Origin of the sequence: Desulfitobacterium chlororespirans DSM 11544 (assembly GCF_900143285.1) — a bacterium.
In the GTDB taxonomy this organism is placed as follows: Bacteria; Bacillota; Desulfitobacteriia; order Desulfitobacteriales; family Desulfitobacteriaceae; genus Desulfitobacterium; species Desulfitobacterium chlororespirans.
Genome location: NZ_FRDN01000009.1, coordinates 254,026 through 268,608, shown reverse-complemented (window position 1 = coordinate 268,608; position 14,583 = coordinate 254,026). Strand labels below are relative to the sequence as shown.

Sequence of the window (14,583 nt, the reverse complement as noted above, 5' to 3'; positions counted from 1 at the left end):
TAATTATAGAGGCATACTATGGGTGGAACTCCTCATGGATGTCTCTTTTTGTTCAGTAAAAAATCTTTATGGAAGAAGGTTTGGCAATGAGTGATTGGTTAATTCCCTATATCAACTTTAACGGCAATTGCGAAGAAGCGGTGAAGTTCTATCAATCGGCAATAGGTGGAGAAGCACAAATTCTCCACTATAAAGATGCCCCGGCTAATCCGGATTTCCCTATCAATGAGGATATCCAAAACCTGGTCCTGCATGCCGAACTCAGAAAAGAAGGGCATGTGATCCGGTTCGCAGATAATTTTCCCGGCGCCCCCTTTAGCCAAGGGAATGCTATTTCCTTTGCCCTGGAATTGCCTACTGCAGAAGAGACTCGCAGGATCTTCACCGCTCTATCCCAAGAAGGAGAAGTCGAGATGGATCTCCAGGAAACTTTCTTCAGCCCTCTCTATGCGAAATTTACAGATAAGTTCGGCGTTCATTGGCAGCTTCATTGTAAAAAGTAGTCTGCTGATCAAAGATCAAGGATCGTCTGAGACTTTAGGTCAAGGAGGATCCTTTTTCCACCTGATAATGATATAATGACTATGAAAATTCCTTTTGGAAAAAGACGGGGAGGCATAGTGTGAAGAAGGAGCCGCAAATCATTTACGAAAAAAGAAAACAGGCCTACGAAGACTTAAGTAAAAAACAGAAGCAAACAGCGAATCAGTTAAGCAATTATCGATTGTTTTCTTTCTTATTGGGCTTTTCTGTCGCTGTTTTACTATATCTAAAAGTCAGTGGCGTTTTAGGAATCGTGGTGGGGATTCTCACCCTGGGAGTTTTCCTGTACTTAGCTTCACGTCATCGCTCTGTCCGCACCCAATTGCGCTATGCGGAGATTCTCACCAGCCTTAATCAGAAAGGCATCCAGCGGTTGCAAGGAGAATGGGTAAAGTTTAAGGAGCAGGGGGTGGAATTTATTGAGGAAAAACATCCCTATGCTATTGATTTGGATCTTTTTGGACAGGCTTCAATTTTTCAATGGATTAATTCTGCCCAAACTCCCTTGGGGAGAATTGCTTTAAGCGAAGTCCTCAAAACTCCAGCTAAGAACCATGAGGAAATACTAAAGCGTCAAGAAGCCATCGCGGAGCTGGCCCAAAATTTAGGATGGCGTCAGCGTTTTGAGACAGAAGGGATCGTTGCCTCCCAGCAATTTCAGGCCGTGGAGCCCTTTATCCATTGGGCAAAGGAAAGAGAAGAAGCTTATTTAAAGCCTGTTCTCAAGCTGGCCGTAACGGTTCTTCCCGCCATAACCTGCATCATGGGAGCCCTTTATGTGTTTGGGAGTGCCGTTCCCTGGCAGGTTCCCGGACTATTGGTTGCTGTCCAAATCCTGCTGCTCCAGTTATATAATAAAGAGCGTTCCAAGGTTCTAGCCATGGTGTATAAGCATGAGGCCAGTTTAAAGACCTATGCCGATATGCTGAAGCAGCTTGAGAAAAAGAAGTTCCGCTCCGAGGAACTTCAGAAGCTTCAGAACATTTTGCGTGACCAAGCAGGGCAATCTGCTTATAAGCAGATTCAGAAGCTCTCCAAGATAGTGGAGCGGATCTCTAATCGTGACAATGCGATGTTTATCTTTATCAATATTCTTTTGCTTTGGGATTATCATTGCATGATTGCTCTTGAGGAATGGAAGAGCAAATCCGGAGGCCTTTTGCGTAGCTGGCTGGAGGTTATAGCGAAATTTGAGGAATTATCCAGCCTGGCTACCATACCTTTCGAGAATCCGGATTGGGTAGTCCCTGAGATCGTAGAGAAAGACAATGAACAACAACGGGGAATAGCTGCCCGCCAAATGGGCCATCCTCTTCTTACCCGTAAACGGGTGACCAATGATTTTACCCTAAGGGAACCCTCGGGAATCGCTCTTATTACTGGATCCAACATGTCAGGTAAGAGTACTTTTTTACGTACTGTGGGGACGAATCTTCTGCTTGCTTATACGGGTGCTCCGGTGTGTGCCCAAAAGTTCCGCTGCTCTATAGTGGAGATATGGACCTGTATGCGTGTCAGCGATAATCTTGAGCAAAGCATTTCCTCCTTCTATGCCGAGATATTGCGGATTAAGCAAATTGTGGAAGCAGCGGAAGGGAATGAACCGGTGTTCTTCTTATTGGATGAGATTTTCAAGGGAACGAACTCCCATGATCGTCACCAAGGAGCCATCGCATTAATTCAGCAATTGCAGAAGAAAGGGGCATTGGGACTGGTATCGACCCATGACCTGGAGCTGGGCGAGCTGGAGAAGGAAAGCAAGGGCAGGATCAAAAACTACCACTTCAGGGAGTACTACCAAAATAAGGAGATCCACTTTGATTATACCCTCAGAGAGGGAATATCCACCACACGCAATGCTTTATACTTGATACGTCTGGCAGGAATTGAGATTAAAGATGACTAAAAATCTGGGCTTTGATAGTAAATGAGTTAATTTCATAATGTTAGTCTAAAAATAAAGGATTTAAGGATTTAGAGTTAGAATAAGTGAATATTTGGTATAATTGCAGGAATATTACTGCTAAAATGGAGGAGCTCATGGATGTTTTTGTAGCTCGTCAGCCAATCCTGGATTCCCAGGGTCATATTCACGCTTATGAACTTCTTTTCAGGGAAAGCATGGACAATTATTTTAAGAGCGGTGATGGGGACTCAGCCACCAGCTCCCTGATCTCCAGCAGTTTTTTTCTCATGGATTTTAATAAGCTGACCATGGGCAAACCTGCCTTCATCAACTTCACAGCTAATTTGCTCAGGGAAGGGATGGCCACTTTGCTTCCCAAGAACCAAGTGGTCATCGAGATCCTCGAAGATGTGGATCCCGATCCGGAAGTTGTAGCAGCCTGTAAGAGTCTTAAGGAAAAGGGCTATCAAATCGCTTTGGATGATTTTGTGTTCCGGCCGGATTATCGCTCTTTGATTGAACTGGCCGACATTATTAAGGTGGATTTTCAAGCCACTCAGAGCTATGAATTGCAAGCTTTGATTAAACGATTGAATGAACTCAATATACGTTTCTTAGCTGAAAAAGTAGAGACTCTGGAGGAATATGAGAAGGCCAAGGATTTTGGTTATGGATTGTTTCAGGGGTATTTCTTCAGCAAGCCGAATATTGTTCAAGGTAAAGATATTTCCTCAAATAAATTGAACTACTTGAGATTGTTGCAGCAGGTCAATTCTCCGGATGTAGACATAGACAAACTGGAAAAAATCATAAGGGCGGATATCTCCCTTACCTATAAATTATTGAAATTTATTAATTCCTCCGCCTTTGGTCTGAACTCTCAGATCTCCTCCATTAAGCAAGCCTTAACCCTATTAGGACCTAAAGAGGTGAAAAAATGGGCATCTGTCATCGTGATGGGTAAAATCACCGATGGAAAACCCGATGCCCTTGCCATTCAATCCTATGTCAGAGCCAGTTTTGCCGAAAAACTATCCGCGAAAGTTGGCTTAGGGGGTATGGGTTCCAATGCTTTCTTATTAGGGCTTTTCTCCTTGATCGATGCCTGCCTGGATCGTCCCCTGGCCGAGATTCTTCAAGAGCTTCCCATCGAAGCGCCGGTGAAAAATGCTCTTTTAGGGCAACCCAATGGGTATCGTTATCTGCTGGAGCTGATCGTTGCTTATGAACAAGGGAATTGGTCTATAGTAAACCGATTGCTCAATAAGTTCAGTATCAAGGAAGAATGTGTTCCTCAGTATTATTTGCAAGCTTTGGCGGAAGCACATGAACTGAACCAATAGGAATAAGATCAAAATATGAATCAAGGGGAGAGAACCTTCGCCTTTTGCCTTAGGGCAAGGGCGGGGGTTCTTTTGATTGCAGATCGCTTTGGTTTTTAATATTAATGGTCCGTTATCGAGTAAGGACACAGAAAAGATAGATAGGTTTGCTACACTTATACCTGAGGAGGGAAGATGGATGATCAAGATCCTTTTGGTGGAGGACGACCTGCAATTACAAGAGATCATCGGGGATTATTTCACCGCCAAAAGCACCGGTGAAATCGAAATGGTCTGTGCGGCCAACGGAGCCGATGGGTTGTACCATGCTCAGGAAAAAAACTATGATCTGGTGCTGCTGGATGTTATGCTGCCGGAAGTGGATGGCTTCACCATCTGCCGGGAACTCAGGCGACATAGCGATGTCCCCATAATGTTCCTGACGGCCCGCCAGGCGGAAGCGGACAGACTTCACGGTTACGGTCTTGGGTGTGACGACTACATGGTAAAACCCTTTTCTCTGGCGGAACTCTATGCCAAAGCCAACTCTTTGATCCGACGTGCCAAGGGTATGATACGGGATGATGTTATGAGCGTGGGGAGAATAAGCCTCGATCCCTACCGGGGGACGGTCTCTGTGGAGGGAAGGGAAGTTGAGCCGGCCCCCAAGGAATATGCCCTCTTGAAATTGCTGATGGAAAACGCCGGGAAGATCGTTACCCGGGAGACCTTACTGGTGAGGATCTGGGGGTATGATTTTTCCGGGAGCGACCGGGTGGTGGATAACCATATCAAAAAGCTCCGGCAGACCCTGGGAGCAGGGGCGGAACAGATTAAAACCGTGGTGAAAAGCGGCTACCGTCTGGAGGAGAGGAAATGAAAAAGAACATCTATTTACGTACGTTTGGCTGGCTAATGGGGATTTGGCTGGTTTTTATGATTGGTTTTTCAGTTTATGTTTTATCCGTGGAGAAAAACAAAATTGAGGAAGAGTTTATGGCGCGTTCCAGGACCATCGGTGTGGGTGTGGAGCGTACGATTAACGATTACCAGGACAGTGAGGATAAAAAGACTGCTATCCGAGAAGAACTCAGCCGGACGCTTAATTCCTATACTGACTATCAGGGGTATGAGGCCGCTGTTTACACTAAGGAAGGGGGGCTGATCTCCAGCACCAATGAGTATTGGACCTGCCAATATACTTCCCACCGGGAAGGGAATACCCACTATATCGGCTATGCTGTGCTTGATCCTAAGAAGTGGTTCAGTGCTGAGGAGATTGGGGAAATGGAGGAATATTTATATAGCGTATATCCGGTAAAGGCCGGGGATCCCTGGTATTATTGGCTGCATATCGAGGGATTTTGGCTTGACGGGGCCGAGGTCATTCCGAATATGATCAGAGTGTCGAAAGTCTTGGCGAACGACTTCAATGAGCAAGAAGAGGCTATTTCCGGTAGCGGGGAAAGGTTAGAAGAACCGATCTACCACTCCGATTATGTGGATGCCGGTGAGTTGCCCTACTATGAACAGGGAGCCATACAGGGGAATAGTGTCTTCTATCCCGACGGAAAAGTGAGACTCCGCAGCGACGAGCGGCAGCTCGCCTTGCGGGAGGCCTTACTCGATAAACATGTCTTTGAAGAAGCCATTGAGGCATTTCATGTTCTTTATGCGCCTGAAAATGCGGCTAACCTCGGGTTTTCGCAGCCACCGGCCCTTGAGGTCAGGGAGGGCTTCATTTACCGTTTTATCACCCCTTATCTTTACAAAGGCACGGCTAAACTCCGGGAAGATGGCATCACTACCGGTGACTATTGGGTCCTGACCGCCAATGAGTTTAACATTTTGACCGGAGCTCTGCCCATTCTTATTCCGGTCTGGGTAAGCTGTTTTCTAATCTTCAGCTTTACCGCCGGAATCCTTTCGACCCAGACCTGGAAAACTTTCCGGAGCCGTGAGGAGATGGAGCAACAGCGCCGGAATATGACCAATGCCATCGCTCATGATTTAAAGACTCCTCTGGCTGTTATATCCGGTTATGCTGAGAACCTGGCCGAAAATGTCCACACGGAAAAGCGGGAGCATTATGCTGCAGGGATTCAGGAGAATGTCCGGCGTTGCGATCGTATGGTCAAAGACATGCTGGAACTCTCCCGTATGGAGAGCGGCGGGGTTATTCTTGCTTTAGAAGAGGTTTCTTTACGGGAAATTACCGAGGAGATGCTGTCGAGGTATGAGGATGTTTTTACTGCAAAGGCAATCACCTTAACGGTAGACGGTACAGCCGAAGTAAGGGTGGACAGGCAGCTTATGGAGCGGGTCCTGGATAATCTCATCAGTAATGCCGCTGCCCATACAGTGGTGGGTGGTACTGTGCAGGTAAGCATAACGGAAGAACGGTGGAGTGTTACCAATACCGGCTTCCCCATTCCGGCGGAAGAGCTGGACCTTATCTGGCAGGCCTATTATAAGCTGGATCAGTCGAGAACGGGCAGCGGCTCCGGTCTTGGGCTTTCCATCGTTCGTTCAATCATGGAGCTTCATGGTTTCCAATATGGGGCGGAAAATACGGAGGCAGGGGTGTGTTTCTGGTTTGAATGGTAAAGAAAGCGAAACAAGGAACTTGAGCAAACAGAAGAACCTTGGTAAACTATCCCTATATAGGAGGGATGTTTGGTGGTAGAAAAGTGAAAAGATTGTTTGGGGCACTCTTGCTCTTAGCCTTTGCGCTTTTGGCCGTTGGATGCAATGACACTGAAAACATGATAGGAATTACGACAGTAACCAATCCCGCGAGCACCACCCCTGGCCAAGAAGATCAAAACGGTCAAGGAGCCAGTTTCAAGAACTCGACTCAAGCCGATTTCAATGAGGAAGATTTAAACGATTATTCCAAGTACCGAGGAGATTGGAAAATCAAGGTGGACCAGGATGAAGAGCTCTATCGCATGACAACGTTGATAGAGTATTATGGCTCAACAGGGATCCATATTGCCGAAGTAAATCAGAGTGAAATTCAAGGAAGCATCCATTGTGTAAAGGGAGCTCCCAGTTATCGACAGGCTGAGGTATCCTTTTCAGGTGTCATTGAAGAGGGGATATTGCGCACCGCTTACGAAGATATTGCCTGGGAATATACCGGAACTATGGAGCTGAAATTTGAAGAGGATCAGATAGTGGCCAAGATTACCAGAGATGAGTCTGAACCCTCTATGTGGGGAATACCGGAAGGAGAATTTGTCTTTGTCAGAGCATTGGCTACTGAAAGGGTAGAGGTGACTGAACAAGAGAAAGCTGACTTGGAAACCTTTTTGCGTCCCACGGCAAAAACTATTATGGTGCCTTTTGAGGAAGATGCTTTGACAGATGAGATTATGATCAATTTCGCCTGCAAGAGCCTCGCTTTAGGCATCATTGATTCCAGCGCATTTGGGGATAGAGTGGTTAAGGGAGCAGATATCGTCCTTGAGGAATCGGTGCTGAATGATATAAGCAAAATGTATTTTAACTCTGCGGTAAAAGAGCACAGGGCCAGTGCAATCGGTACATATGTGAATGGGAAATACAGTGTGGCCGTCTTGGGTGGGGTAATAGAATACCCTCAACTGCAGCGATTGCTGAGAGATAAAGAAAATCCGGACATCTATTACGCTATAGTGGATTATCTGTTTGAGTATCCGGAAGAGGGTAGAAAACTCAACTATCAATATCTTATCAAGCTCCAAAGGAGCAATAGCGATAGTAATGACTACAGTATTAAAGCCATCAAAGAGGTGGAAGATCCTATCGACTTTGCCTTAATAGATTATTAGCTTAAGAGAAAGGGGCCATAAGCTATGAAACTGGCAGAAGCACTGATTCTACGAGCCGATTATCAAAAAAGAATTCAACAGCTGAGAAACCGGCTGGAGCATTGTGTTAAGGTTCAGGAGGGAGAAGAGCCGGCGGAGAATCCTCAGGTGTTGTTAAGTGAGATTGACGCCATCTTCAAGGAGTTAACGGGACTTATTCAAAGGATTAACAGAACCAATTGCCAGGTGAGCTTTGATGAGAAGCGGACCCTGGCCGATACTTTGGTGGAAAGGGATCTATTGCTTAATAAGAGGGGGATTCTTGCTCACATTGCCGAGAATGCCTCTATCAAACATGACCGGTTCAGCCGCTCCGAAGTGAAGTTTATCAGCACCATTGATGTAGCAGAGATCCAAAAGCAGGCGGACCAATTGTCGAGGGAATTCAGAGAACTGGATACCCGGATCCAGGGCATGAACTGGACTATTGATCTCATAGAATGATTATTTATAATGAATAATCTCAGTGGTAGCTGATTTGGCAAAGGTGAGTATAAACCCGCCAACTGGGTGAGTTGGGTTGATGGTAGTATTGGGGCAATACTGGTGGTTCGACTCCACGCTTAACAAGTTAAGCCCAGTAATGTGACACCGGTACAACTTATTGTTATTGTAACCACCGCGTACTAATTTGCTAATTCAGTGAGGGCGGGTATGGGGAATAAAGACATATAAAAATAAGATCGGAGTGCTCCGATCTTATTTCTGCTTTGTTGCTTTATCAATGCAGCGATCCGATTTGTTGGGGCTGGGAGTATTATCATCAGCATTGGGGGCATGGGTGCGGGTTCTGTCCGTTTGTTTGTCAGACATAATCAATGACCTCCTATCTTTGTTGTTTAGGTTTTCCCGGAAGTGCTTTGGACATGCAAACGTTTAGATGATTTTCACTTTATATGATGCTCATAGTGAAAGCTTTGGCAGGGACTTTGACTACCGTGGTCTTTCTTTGGATAAACTGTAATAAGAAAACCGTTTTAACACATTGACAAATGTTCCTTCTCTCGTTAAGATATTGTAATATAACAGGTTTACATCATCGACAAATGGCCAAAAATAGAGCATTATAATATAAGAATCTTAAATTTCTGAGGAATTCTTGGGAAGAGACTGTGCATCATCTCTCAGCAGGGAAGGCTGGCCTGGACTGAAACCAGCCTGGGAGACGCTTAGGAGGACACCCCAAGTACGGAAAGGAAAGCGTTTGGTCTCGTTATGGACTGTAAAAGTGGGCGGAGTGGAGTAGAGATTGAAACTCGAAAGAATCCGCCAATAAGGGTGGCACCACGGGAGCTCTCGTCCCTTGCTTTACAGCAAGGGAGGGGGCTTTTTATTGTTGCACTTTCAGAAGCAACAAGTGCGCAAGCAGTGCTTGCGGGGTTTTCTTTAGCGTACAGATAAGTTGCAATAGATTCCAGGAAGGAGTTTCAAATTATGGCTATTCAACGTCCGAAAGGAACACAAGATCTACTGCCCGGAGTGGTGGAACAATGGCAGGACCTTGAAGAACAGATCCGGAAGATCTGTAGGGAATATGGCTATCAGGAGATCCGTACCCCTATCTTTGAAGCCACCGAGTTGTTTCAACGAGGGGTGGGTGAAACCACAGATATCGTCAATAAGGAAATGTACACCTTTCTTGATAAAGGAGATCGTTCCATTACCCTGCGCCCGGAAGGGACAGCCTCCGTATGTCGTGCCTATGTAGAGAACAAGCTCCATGGCGGACCTCAACCCGTAAAGCTCTACTACATTGGCCCCATGTTCCGTTATGAGCGTCCTCAATCGGGAAGGTTTCGGCAATTCCATCAGTTTGGGGTAGAGGTTCTGGGAGTGGATAAACCCATGGTGGATGCGGAGGTCATTACCCTGGTGTGGGATTTGTACAGCCGCTTAGGGCTGAAGGGATTGGAAGTTCATGTGAATTCCGTCGGCTGCCCGAGTTGCCGTCCGGAACATAAGAAGCAACTTCAGGAATTCCTGGCTCCCCGTCAAGAGCAGCTCTGTAAAGATTGTCAGTCGCGCTTTGAAAAGAATCCTTTGCGGATACTGGACTGTAAGAACCCAACGTGTCAGGAGATCACCCAGGGAGCACCTACGACCTTGGATACTCTATGTGAGGAATGCGCAGAGCATTTTAAGGAACTTCAGAGCTTACTGAGTGCTGCTGAAGTCGTCTATAAAGTCGATCCACGTCTGGTGAGGGGGCTGGATTATTATCGTAAGACCGCTTTTGAAGTTCTGGTAGAGGACATTGGCGCTCAAAGCGCCATCTGCGGAGGGGGCCGCTATGACGGCCTTGTCCAGGAAGTAGGCGGGCCTCCGACCCCTGGTATCGGTTTTGCCATGGGAATGGAGCGGGTTCTGGCAGCCCGGAAGCTTGCTCAGGCAGAGCAGGAAGTGGAAGGAAAAGACTATGTGATGCTGGTGGCCTTAGGGGACCAAGCCCAAAGGGAAGGTTTCGCCATCGTCAGCCGTCTGCGGAAGCAGGGAATACCTGCCGGTATTGACTTATTGGGCCGGAGTCTCAAAGCCCAGCTTAAGGCAGCTGATCGGGTACAGGCCCACTATGCTGCCATTCTCGGGGAAGAGGAACTCCATAAAGGAATCATTATTCTACGGGATCTCAGACTGGGAGAACAGGTTGAATTACCGCTTCAGGACTTTGAAGAGGTTGTGTGGAAGAGATATAAGGAGGATGGAAATTAATGACCTTATTAGCTGAACGAACAGAATCAGGAAGTTTGAGATTAAGCCATGCCGGAGCAGTGATTCATCTTTTGGGCTGGGTACAGCGCCGCCGGGACCATGGGGGAGTTATCTTCGTAGACCTCCGCGATCGCTCAGGCTTTGTACAGGTTGTATTTAATCCTGATATGCCTGATTTTGCTGCCGCGGAACGCCTGCGCTCAGAATATGTGGTAGCCATTAAAGGAAAAGTGCGCCCGCGTCCTGAAGGAGCGACCAACCCCAATCTGGAGACCGGGGAAATCGAAGTGGTGGCTGAATCGTTGACTATCTTAAATGGAGCCAAAACGCCGCCGTTCTATATCCAGGATGATGTGGATGTGGATGAGATGATTCGCCTTAAATACCGCTACCTTGATCTGCGCCGTCCGGAAATGCAGCAGGTCTTTAAGATTCGTCATCAGGTTACCCAAGTCATGCGGAATTTCTTCGACAGCCAGGGGTTCTATGAAATTGAGACCCCGATGCTGATTAAATCTTCACCGGAGGGGGCCAGAGACTATCTCGTTCCCAGCCGTGTTCATCCCGGAGAATTCTATGCTTTACCCCAATCTCCCCAGATTTTTAAGCAGCTTCTGATGGTTTCCGGTATGGAGAAGTATTTCCAAATTGTGCGCTGCTTCCGTGACGAAGACTTGCGGGCCGATCGTCAACCGGAATTTACCCAATTGGATGTGGAGATGTCTTTTGCCGAAGTAGAAGACATTCTGCCCATGATGGAAGAGCTGATGGCTCGTATTTTTAAAGAGACCATCGGCCGTGATATTCCCCGTCCCTTCCCACGGATGACCTACCAAGAAGCCATGGAGCTGTATGGCTCAGATAAACCGGATATCCGTTTTGGTATGGAAATGGTGGATGTGGCGGAATGCGTCAAGGATTCCAATTTCAAGGTCTTTACAGATACCTTAGCCAAAGGCGGACGGGTCAAAGCCCTTTGCGCCAAAGGCTGTGCAGGAATGCCCCGCCGTGAGTTGGATGGCTTGATTCAATTTGTCAGCATCTATGGGGCCAAAGGTCTGGCCTATATCGTTTTAGCAGAAGAGGGAATCAAATCCCCCATTGCTAAATTCTTTAGCGAAGAACAGCTTAACGGCTTAATTGCCAAACTGAAAGGAGAAACAGGGGATATCCTCTTCTTTGTAGCAGATAAGGAAGCTGTCGTCGCCGATGCCCTGGGACACTTAAGACTGGAATTAGGAAAACGGCTGGGACTCATACCTGAAGACGCCTTGAATTTCTTATGGGTTACGGAATTCCCCCTTCTCGAGTGGGATGAAGAAGATAAGCGTTTTGTAGCGATTCACCATCCTTTCACCTCGCCTATGACCGAGGATTTGCCCCTCTTGCCAACTGAACCCGGTAAAGTCAGAGCTAAAGCTTATGACATGGTTCTTAACGGAACAGAATTGGGCGGAGGAAGCATCCGTATCCATCAAAGAGAAGTTCAGGAGCAGATGTTTGACCTGTTAGGTCTTACCCCTGAGGAGGCTAAGGCTAAATTTGGTTACTTGCTGGATGCCTTTGAATTTGGTACGCCCCCTCATGGTGGGATTGCCTTTGGCTTAGACCGTTTGACCATGCTCTTAACGGGCAAGGATAATATCCGGGATGTGATCGCCTTCCCCAAGACCCAAAGTGCATCGGATCTCATGATTCAAGCTCCATCTTCCGTTGACGAAAAGCAATTGAAAGAATTGCACATCAAAAGGGATATTCTGCCGGGTAAAACAAAATAATATAATGATATCAAATGGAACAATACATTCCATCTGAATTTTAAATAGCAAAACCTTTGACAAAGGAAGGGACTCTGTTTTATAATAAAGGATGTACCCCCTATGGGTATCAGAGAGGGGAACGTGTAGTGCAGGAAAACTCTGATTTAGCACAAAAGGAAGATATTATCCGTCGTTTGAAGAAAATTGAGGGCCAGGTTAAAGGTCTTCAGCGCATGGTGGATAATGAAAAATATTGTGTGGATATTCTAATTCAAGTTGCAGCTGTACGCGCAGCCATTAATAAAGTTGGCGTTTTAATCTTTGAAAACCATTCGCGGGAGTGTTTGCAAAAAGCTGTAGTAGAAAACCATCAGGATGAATCCATCGATGAATTAATTGCCGTTTTAGCGAAATTCATTAAGTAGCTCATAGTTAATCCATTATGTAATGCATAGCAGCTGAATAATTCAAACTAATTTGAGGAGGGTATATTCATGGCAGGCGAAAATGTTAAGACCTTTACAACAGCAAATTGGAATGAAGAAGTTTTGGGTTCCGACAAAGCCGTATTGGTAGATTTCTGGGCGGCTTGGTGTGGACCCTGCCGTATGGTTGCTCCCATCATTGAGGAACTGGCAGATGAAATGGCGGGAAAAGTCATCATCGGCAAGCTTAATGTGGATGAGGAACCGGCCATTGCCGGACAATACCAGGTGATGAGCATTCCCACCTTAGCTGTTTTTAAAAACGGACAAGTGGTGGATAAGAGTGTAGGGTTCCGCGGTAAGGCTGACCTCGTCAAAATGATTGAAAAACATGCCTAATAAGTGGATTCTTGCCTTGGGTAACTGGGGTAAGGAAGATCAAAACGGTGCCATTCGGCACCGTTTTTGTATTAATCAGACTCCTTTGCTGTGCTTTTGTTATCATCAGGCTTAGTTCCATGTCATTCCGAGGGCGGAATAACCTGAGGTTTGCCGCGGTTATCGCGGTCCTGTCCCGTTCCGGAAGGAGTAAAGAAATTCTCTCCCTGGACCTCATCAGGTAAATACCCTTGCTCTACCCAATGGCTGGGATAGTCATGAGGATAAAGGTAGTTCTTACCATGGCCTAATTTTTGGGATCCCGGATAATGAGCATCCCGCAGATGCTCAGGAACCTGACCGGTGGGATGGGAGCGGACATAGTTCATGGCCCTGTCGATGGCCATAATAGTGCTGTTGCTCTTAGGTGCTGTGGTGATGGCCAGGACGGCTTGGGCGATTGGGATTCTGGCCTCAGGAAGACCCACCCATTCCAGGGCATTGGCTGCCGCATGAGCCTGGAGCATTACCATAGGATCCGCCAGGCCCACATCTTCGGAAGCATGGACGATAATCCGGCGCACGATAAAACGGGGATCTTCACCCGATTCCAGCAGGACTGCCAGCCAATAAAGAGCCGCATCGGGGTCGGAGCCGCGCATACTTTTGATAAAGGCTGAGATAATATCGTAGTGATTATCCCCATTTTTATCAAAACGCATCGCTCTTTGTTGTATGGATTCTTCGGCTACGGACAAAGTGATGTGGCGCACGCCCTGTTCAGGAGGGGTGGTAAGTACGGCCAATTCCAAAGCGTTCAAGGCCCGCCGCAGATCCCCGTTGGCGAAATTAAGCCAATGCTCCCAGGCCTCCGGATCGATGCTTACCGAGTAATTTCCCAGTCCCCGTTCCTTATCGGCCAGTGCTTGTGTCAAGCCGCTGCGAATATCCTCTGCCGTGAGAGGCTGGAGGCGAAAGAGAGTGGAACGGCTTAACAGAGCGGAGTTAAGCTCGAAAAAAGGATTTTCGGTGGTCGCCCCGATAAAAGTAATAGTCCCGTTCTCTACGGCGGGGAGCAAGGCATCTTGTTGGCCTTTATTAAAACGATGAACTTCATCACAGAAGACAAGGGTTTTCTTGCCATAGAGATGCAGCTGCTCCGTAGCCGTCTGAATGATCTCCCGGAGTTCTTTGACACCGGCAGCCACGGCATTAATGCGCACAAAGCCGGAGGAGGTTGTATTGGCGATGACTTGGGCCAGGGAAGTTTTACCTGTTCCCGGGGGGCCGTAAAGAATGAGAGAAGTGACCCGATCCGCTTCGATAGCCCGGCGGAGAAGCTTCCCCTTGCCGATGATTTCCGATTGCCCGATATAGTCATCAAGAGTTCGGGGGCGCATCCGCTCGGCCAGTGGAGCGACTTGATGAGGGTTAAAAGAAGCTGAAAATAAGTCCATGCGTAACAATCCTTTCTGAAACTGAACTCTATATTAACATTGAAAACAATGTGTCTCTGGGTATGTACTAAATAAAGGGAGCAGATTGACCTAACCTTAGTATACTTTGTTTCCTGGTTTAATTAAAGAAAGATGAATGAGCAGCACATAGCCAAACCTCTACAACTGATTATAATCAAAAAAGAGGTATAGCATAAGATCTGCTGATCACTAAATGGAAATATATAGG

12 protein-coding genes are annotated in these 14,583 nt (G+C 46.8%); 11 read left to right on the top strand and 1 reads right to left on the bottom strand.

The window, feature by feature from the left end:
- Positions 1-86 precede the first annotated feature (86 nt).
- The 11 genes from BUA14_RS15770 to trxA all read left to right on the top strand — a co-directional run bounded on the left by BUA14_RS15770 (position 87) and on the right by trxA (position 12,918).
- Entirely contained in the window at positions 87-503 is a 417-nt protein-coding gene (locus tag BUA14_RS15770; RefSeq protein WP_072773476.1) for a VOC family protein, read from the top strand.
- A gap of 119 nt (positions 504-622) precedes the next feature.
- Positions 623-2,449, top strand: coding sequence for a MutS family DNA mismatch repair protein (locus tag BUA14_RS15765; protein ID WP_072773475.1), 1,827 nt, complete (start codon positions 623-625; stop codon positions 2,447-2,449).
- Between the two features lie 134 nt (positions 2,450-2,583).
- Positions 2,584-3,792 carry an EAL and HDOD domain-containing protein gene (locus BUA14_RS15760; protein WP_072773474.1) on the top strand — a complete coding sequence of 403 codons (1,209 nt, stop codon included), beginning with the start codon at positions 2,584-2,586 and terminating at the stop codon, positions 3,790-3,792.
- A 178-nt stretch (positions 3,793-3,970) separates the two neighbouring features.
- Entirely contained in the window at positions 3,971-4,651 is a 681-nt protein-coding gene (locus tag BUA14_RS15755) for a response regulator transcription factor (RefSeq protein ID WP_072773473.1), read from the top strand.
- Entirely contained in the window at positions 4,648-6,378 is a 1,731-nt protein-coding gene (locus BUA14_RS15750; protein WP_072773472.1) for a sensor histidine kinase, read from the top strand. The genes BUA14_RS15755 and BUA14_RS15750 overlap by 4 nt, the downstream gene beginning before the upstream one ends.
- Positions 6,379-6,461: 83 nt before the next feature.
- Positions 6,462-7,586 carry a hypothetical protein gene (locus BUA14_RS15745; protein WP_072773530.1) on the top strand — a complete coding sequence of 375 codons (1,125 nt, stop codon included), beginning with the start codon at positions 6,462-6,464 and terminating at the stop codon, positions 7,584-7,586.
- 24 nt (positions 7,587-7,610) lie between these two features.
- Positions 7,611-8,069 (top strand): DIP1984 family protein, encoded by a 459-nt coding sequence (locus tag BUA14_RS15740; protein WP_072773471.1) that lies wholly within the window; start codon positions 7,611-7,613, stop codon positions 8,067-8,069.
- 990 nt (positions 8,070-9,059) lie between these two features.
- Complete coding sequence (gene hisS, locus BUA14_RS15735; protein ID WP_072773470.1) at positions 9,060-10,334, top strand: histidine--tRNA ligase; 1,275 nt, start codon at positions 9,060-9,062, stop codon at positions 10,332-10,334.
- On the top strand, positions 10,334-12,112 hold the full coding sequence (aspS, locus tag BUA14_RS15730) for an aspartate--tRNA ligase (protein WP_072773469.1): 1,779 nt from the start codon (positions 10,334-10,336) through the stop codon (positions 12,110-12,112). Before hisS ends, aspS begins: the two co-directional genes overlap by 1 nt.
- A gap of 128 nt (positions 12,113-12,240) precedes the next feature.
- Complete coding sequence (locus tag BUA14_RS15725) at positions 12,241-12,519, top strand: metal-sensitive transcriptional regulator (protein WP_011460331.1); 279 nt, start codon at positions 12,241-12,243, stop codon at positions 12,517-12,519.
- Positions 12,520-12,588: 69 nt separating this feature from the next.
- Positions 12,589-12,918 (top strand): thioredoxin, encoded by a 330-nt coding sequence (gene trxA, locus BUA14_RS15720; RefSeq protein WP_011460330.1) that lies wholly within the window; start codon positions 12,589-12,591, stop codon positions 12,916-12,918.
- A 122-nt stretch (positions 12,919-13,040) separates the two neighbouring features.
- On the opposite strand, the gene BUA14_RS15715 is transcribed toward trxA, so the two are convergent.
- Positions 13,041-14,354: a replication-associated recombination protein A gene (locus BUA14_RS15715; protein ID WP_072773468.1), complete on the bottom strand. Its 1,314-nt coding sequence runs from the start codon at positions 14,352-14,354 to the stop codon at positions 13,041-13,043.
- Between the last annotated feature and the right edge of the window lie 229 nt (positions 14,355-14,583).

Excerpts from the sequence above, each read along its gene's own strand:
- BUA14_RS15770 (WP_072773476.1), top strand. The coding sequence starts at position 87 with ATGAGTGATTGGTTAATTCCCTATATCAACTTTAACGGCAATTGCGAA.
- BUA14_RS15760 (WP_072773474.1), top strand. The coding sequence starts at position 2,584 with ATGGATGTTTTTGTAGCTCGTCAGCCAATCCTGGATTCCCAGGGTCAT.
- BUA14_RS15755 (WP_072773473.1), top strand. The coding sequence starts at position 3,971 with ATGATCAAGATCCTTTTGGTGGAGGACGACCTGCAATTACAAGAGATC.
- BUA14_RS15750 (WP_072773472.1), top strand. The coding sequence starts at position 4,648 with ATGAAAAAGAACATCTATTTACGTACGTTTGGCTGGCTAATGGGGATT.
- BUA14_RS15740 (WP_072773471.1), top strand. The coding sequence starts at position 7,611 with ATGAAACTGGCAGAAGCACTGATTCTACGAGCCGATTATCAAAAAAGA.
- hisS (WP_072773470.1), top strand. The coding sequence starts at position 9,060 with ATGGCTATTCAACGTCCGAAAGGAACACAAGATCTACTGCCCGGAGTG.
- aspS (WP_072773469.1), top strand. The coding sequence starts at position 10,334 with ATGACCTTATTAGCTGAACGAACAGAATCAGGAAGTTTGAGATTAAGC.
- trxA (WP_011460330.1), top strand. The coding sequence starts at position 12,589 with ATGGCAGGCGAAAATGTTAAGACCTTTACAACAGCAAATTGGAATGAA.
- BUA14_RS15715 (WP_072773468.1), bottom strand. The coding sequence starts at position 14,354 with ATGGACTTATTTTCAGCTTCTTTTAACCCTCATCAAGTCGCTCCACTG.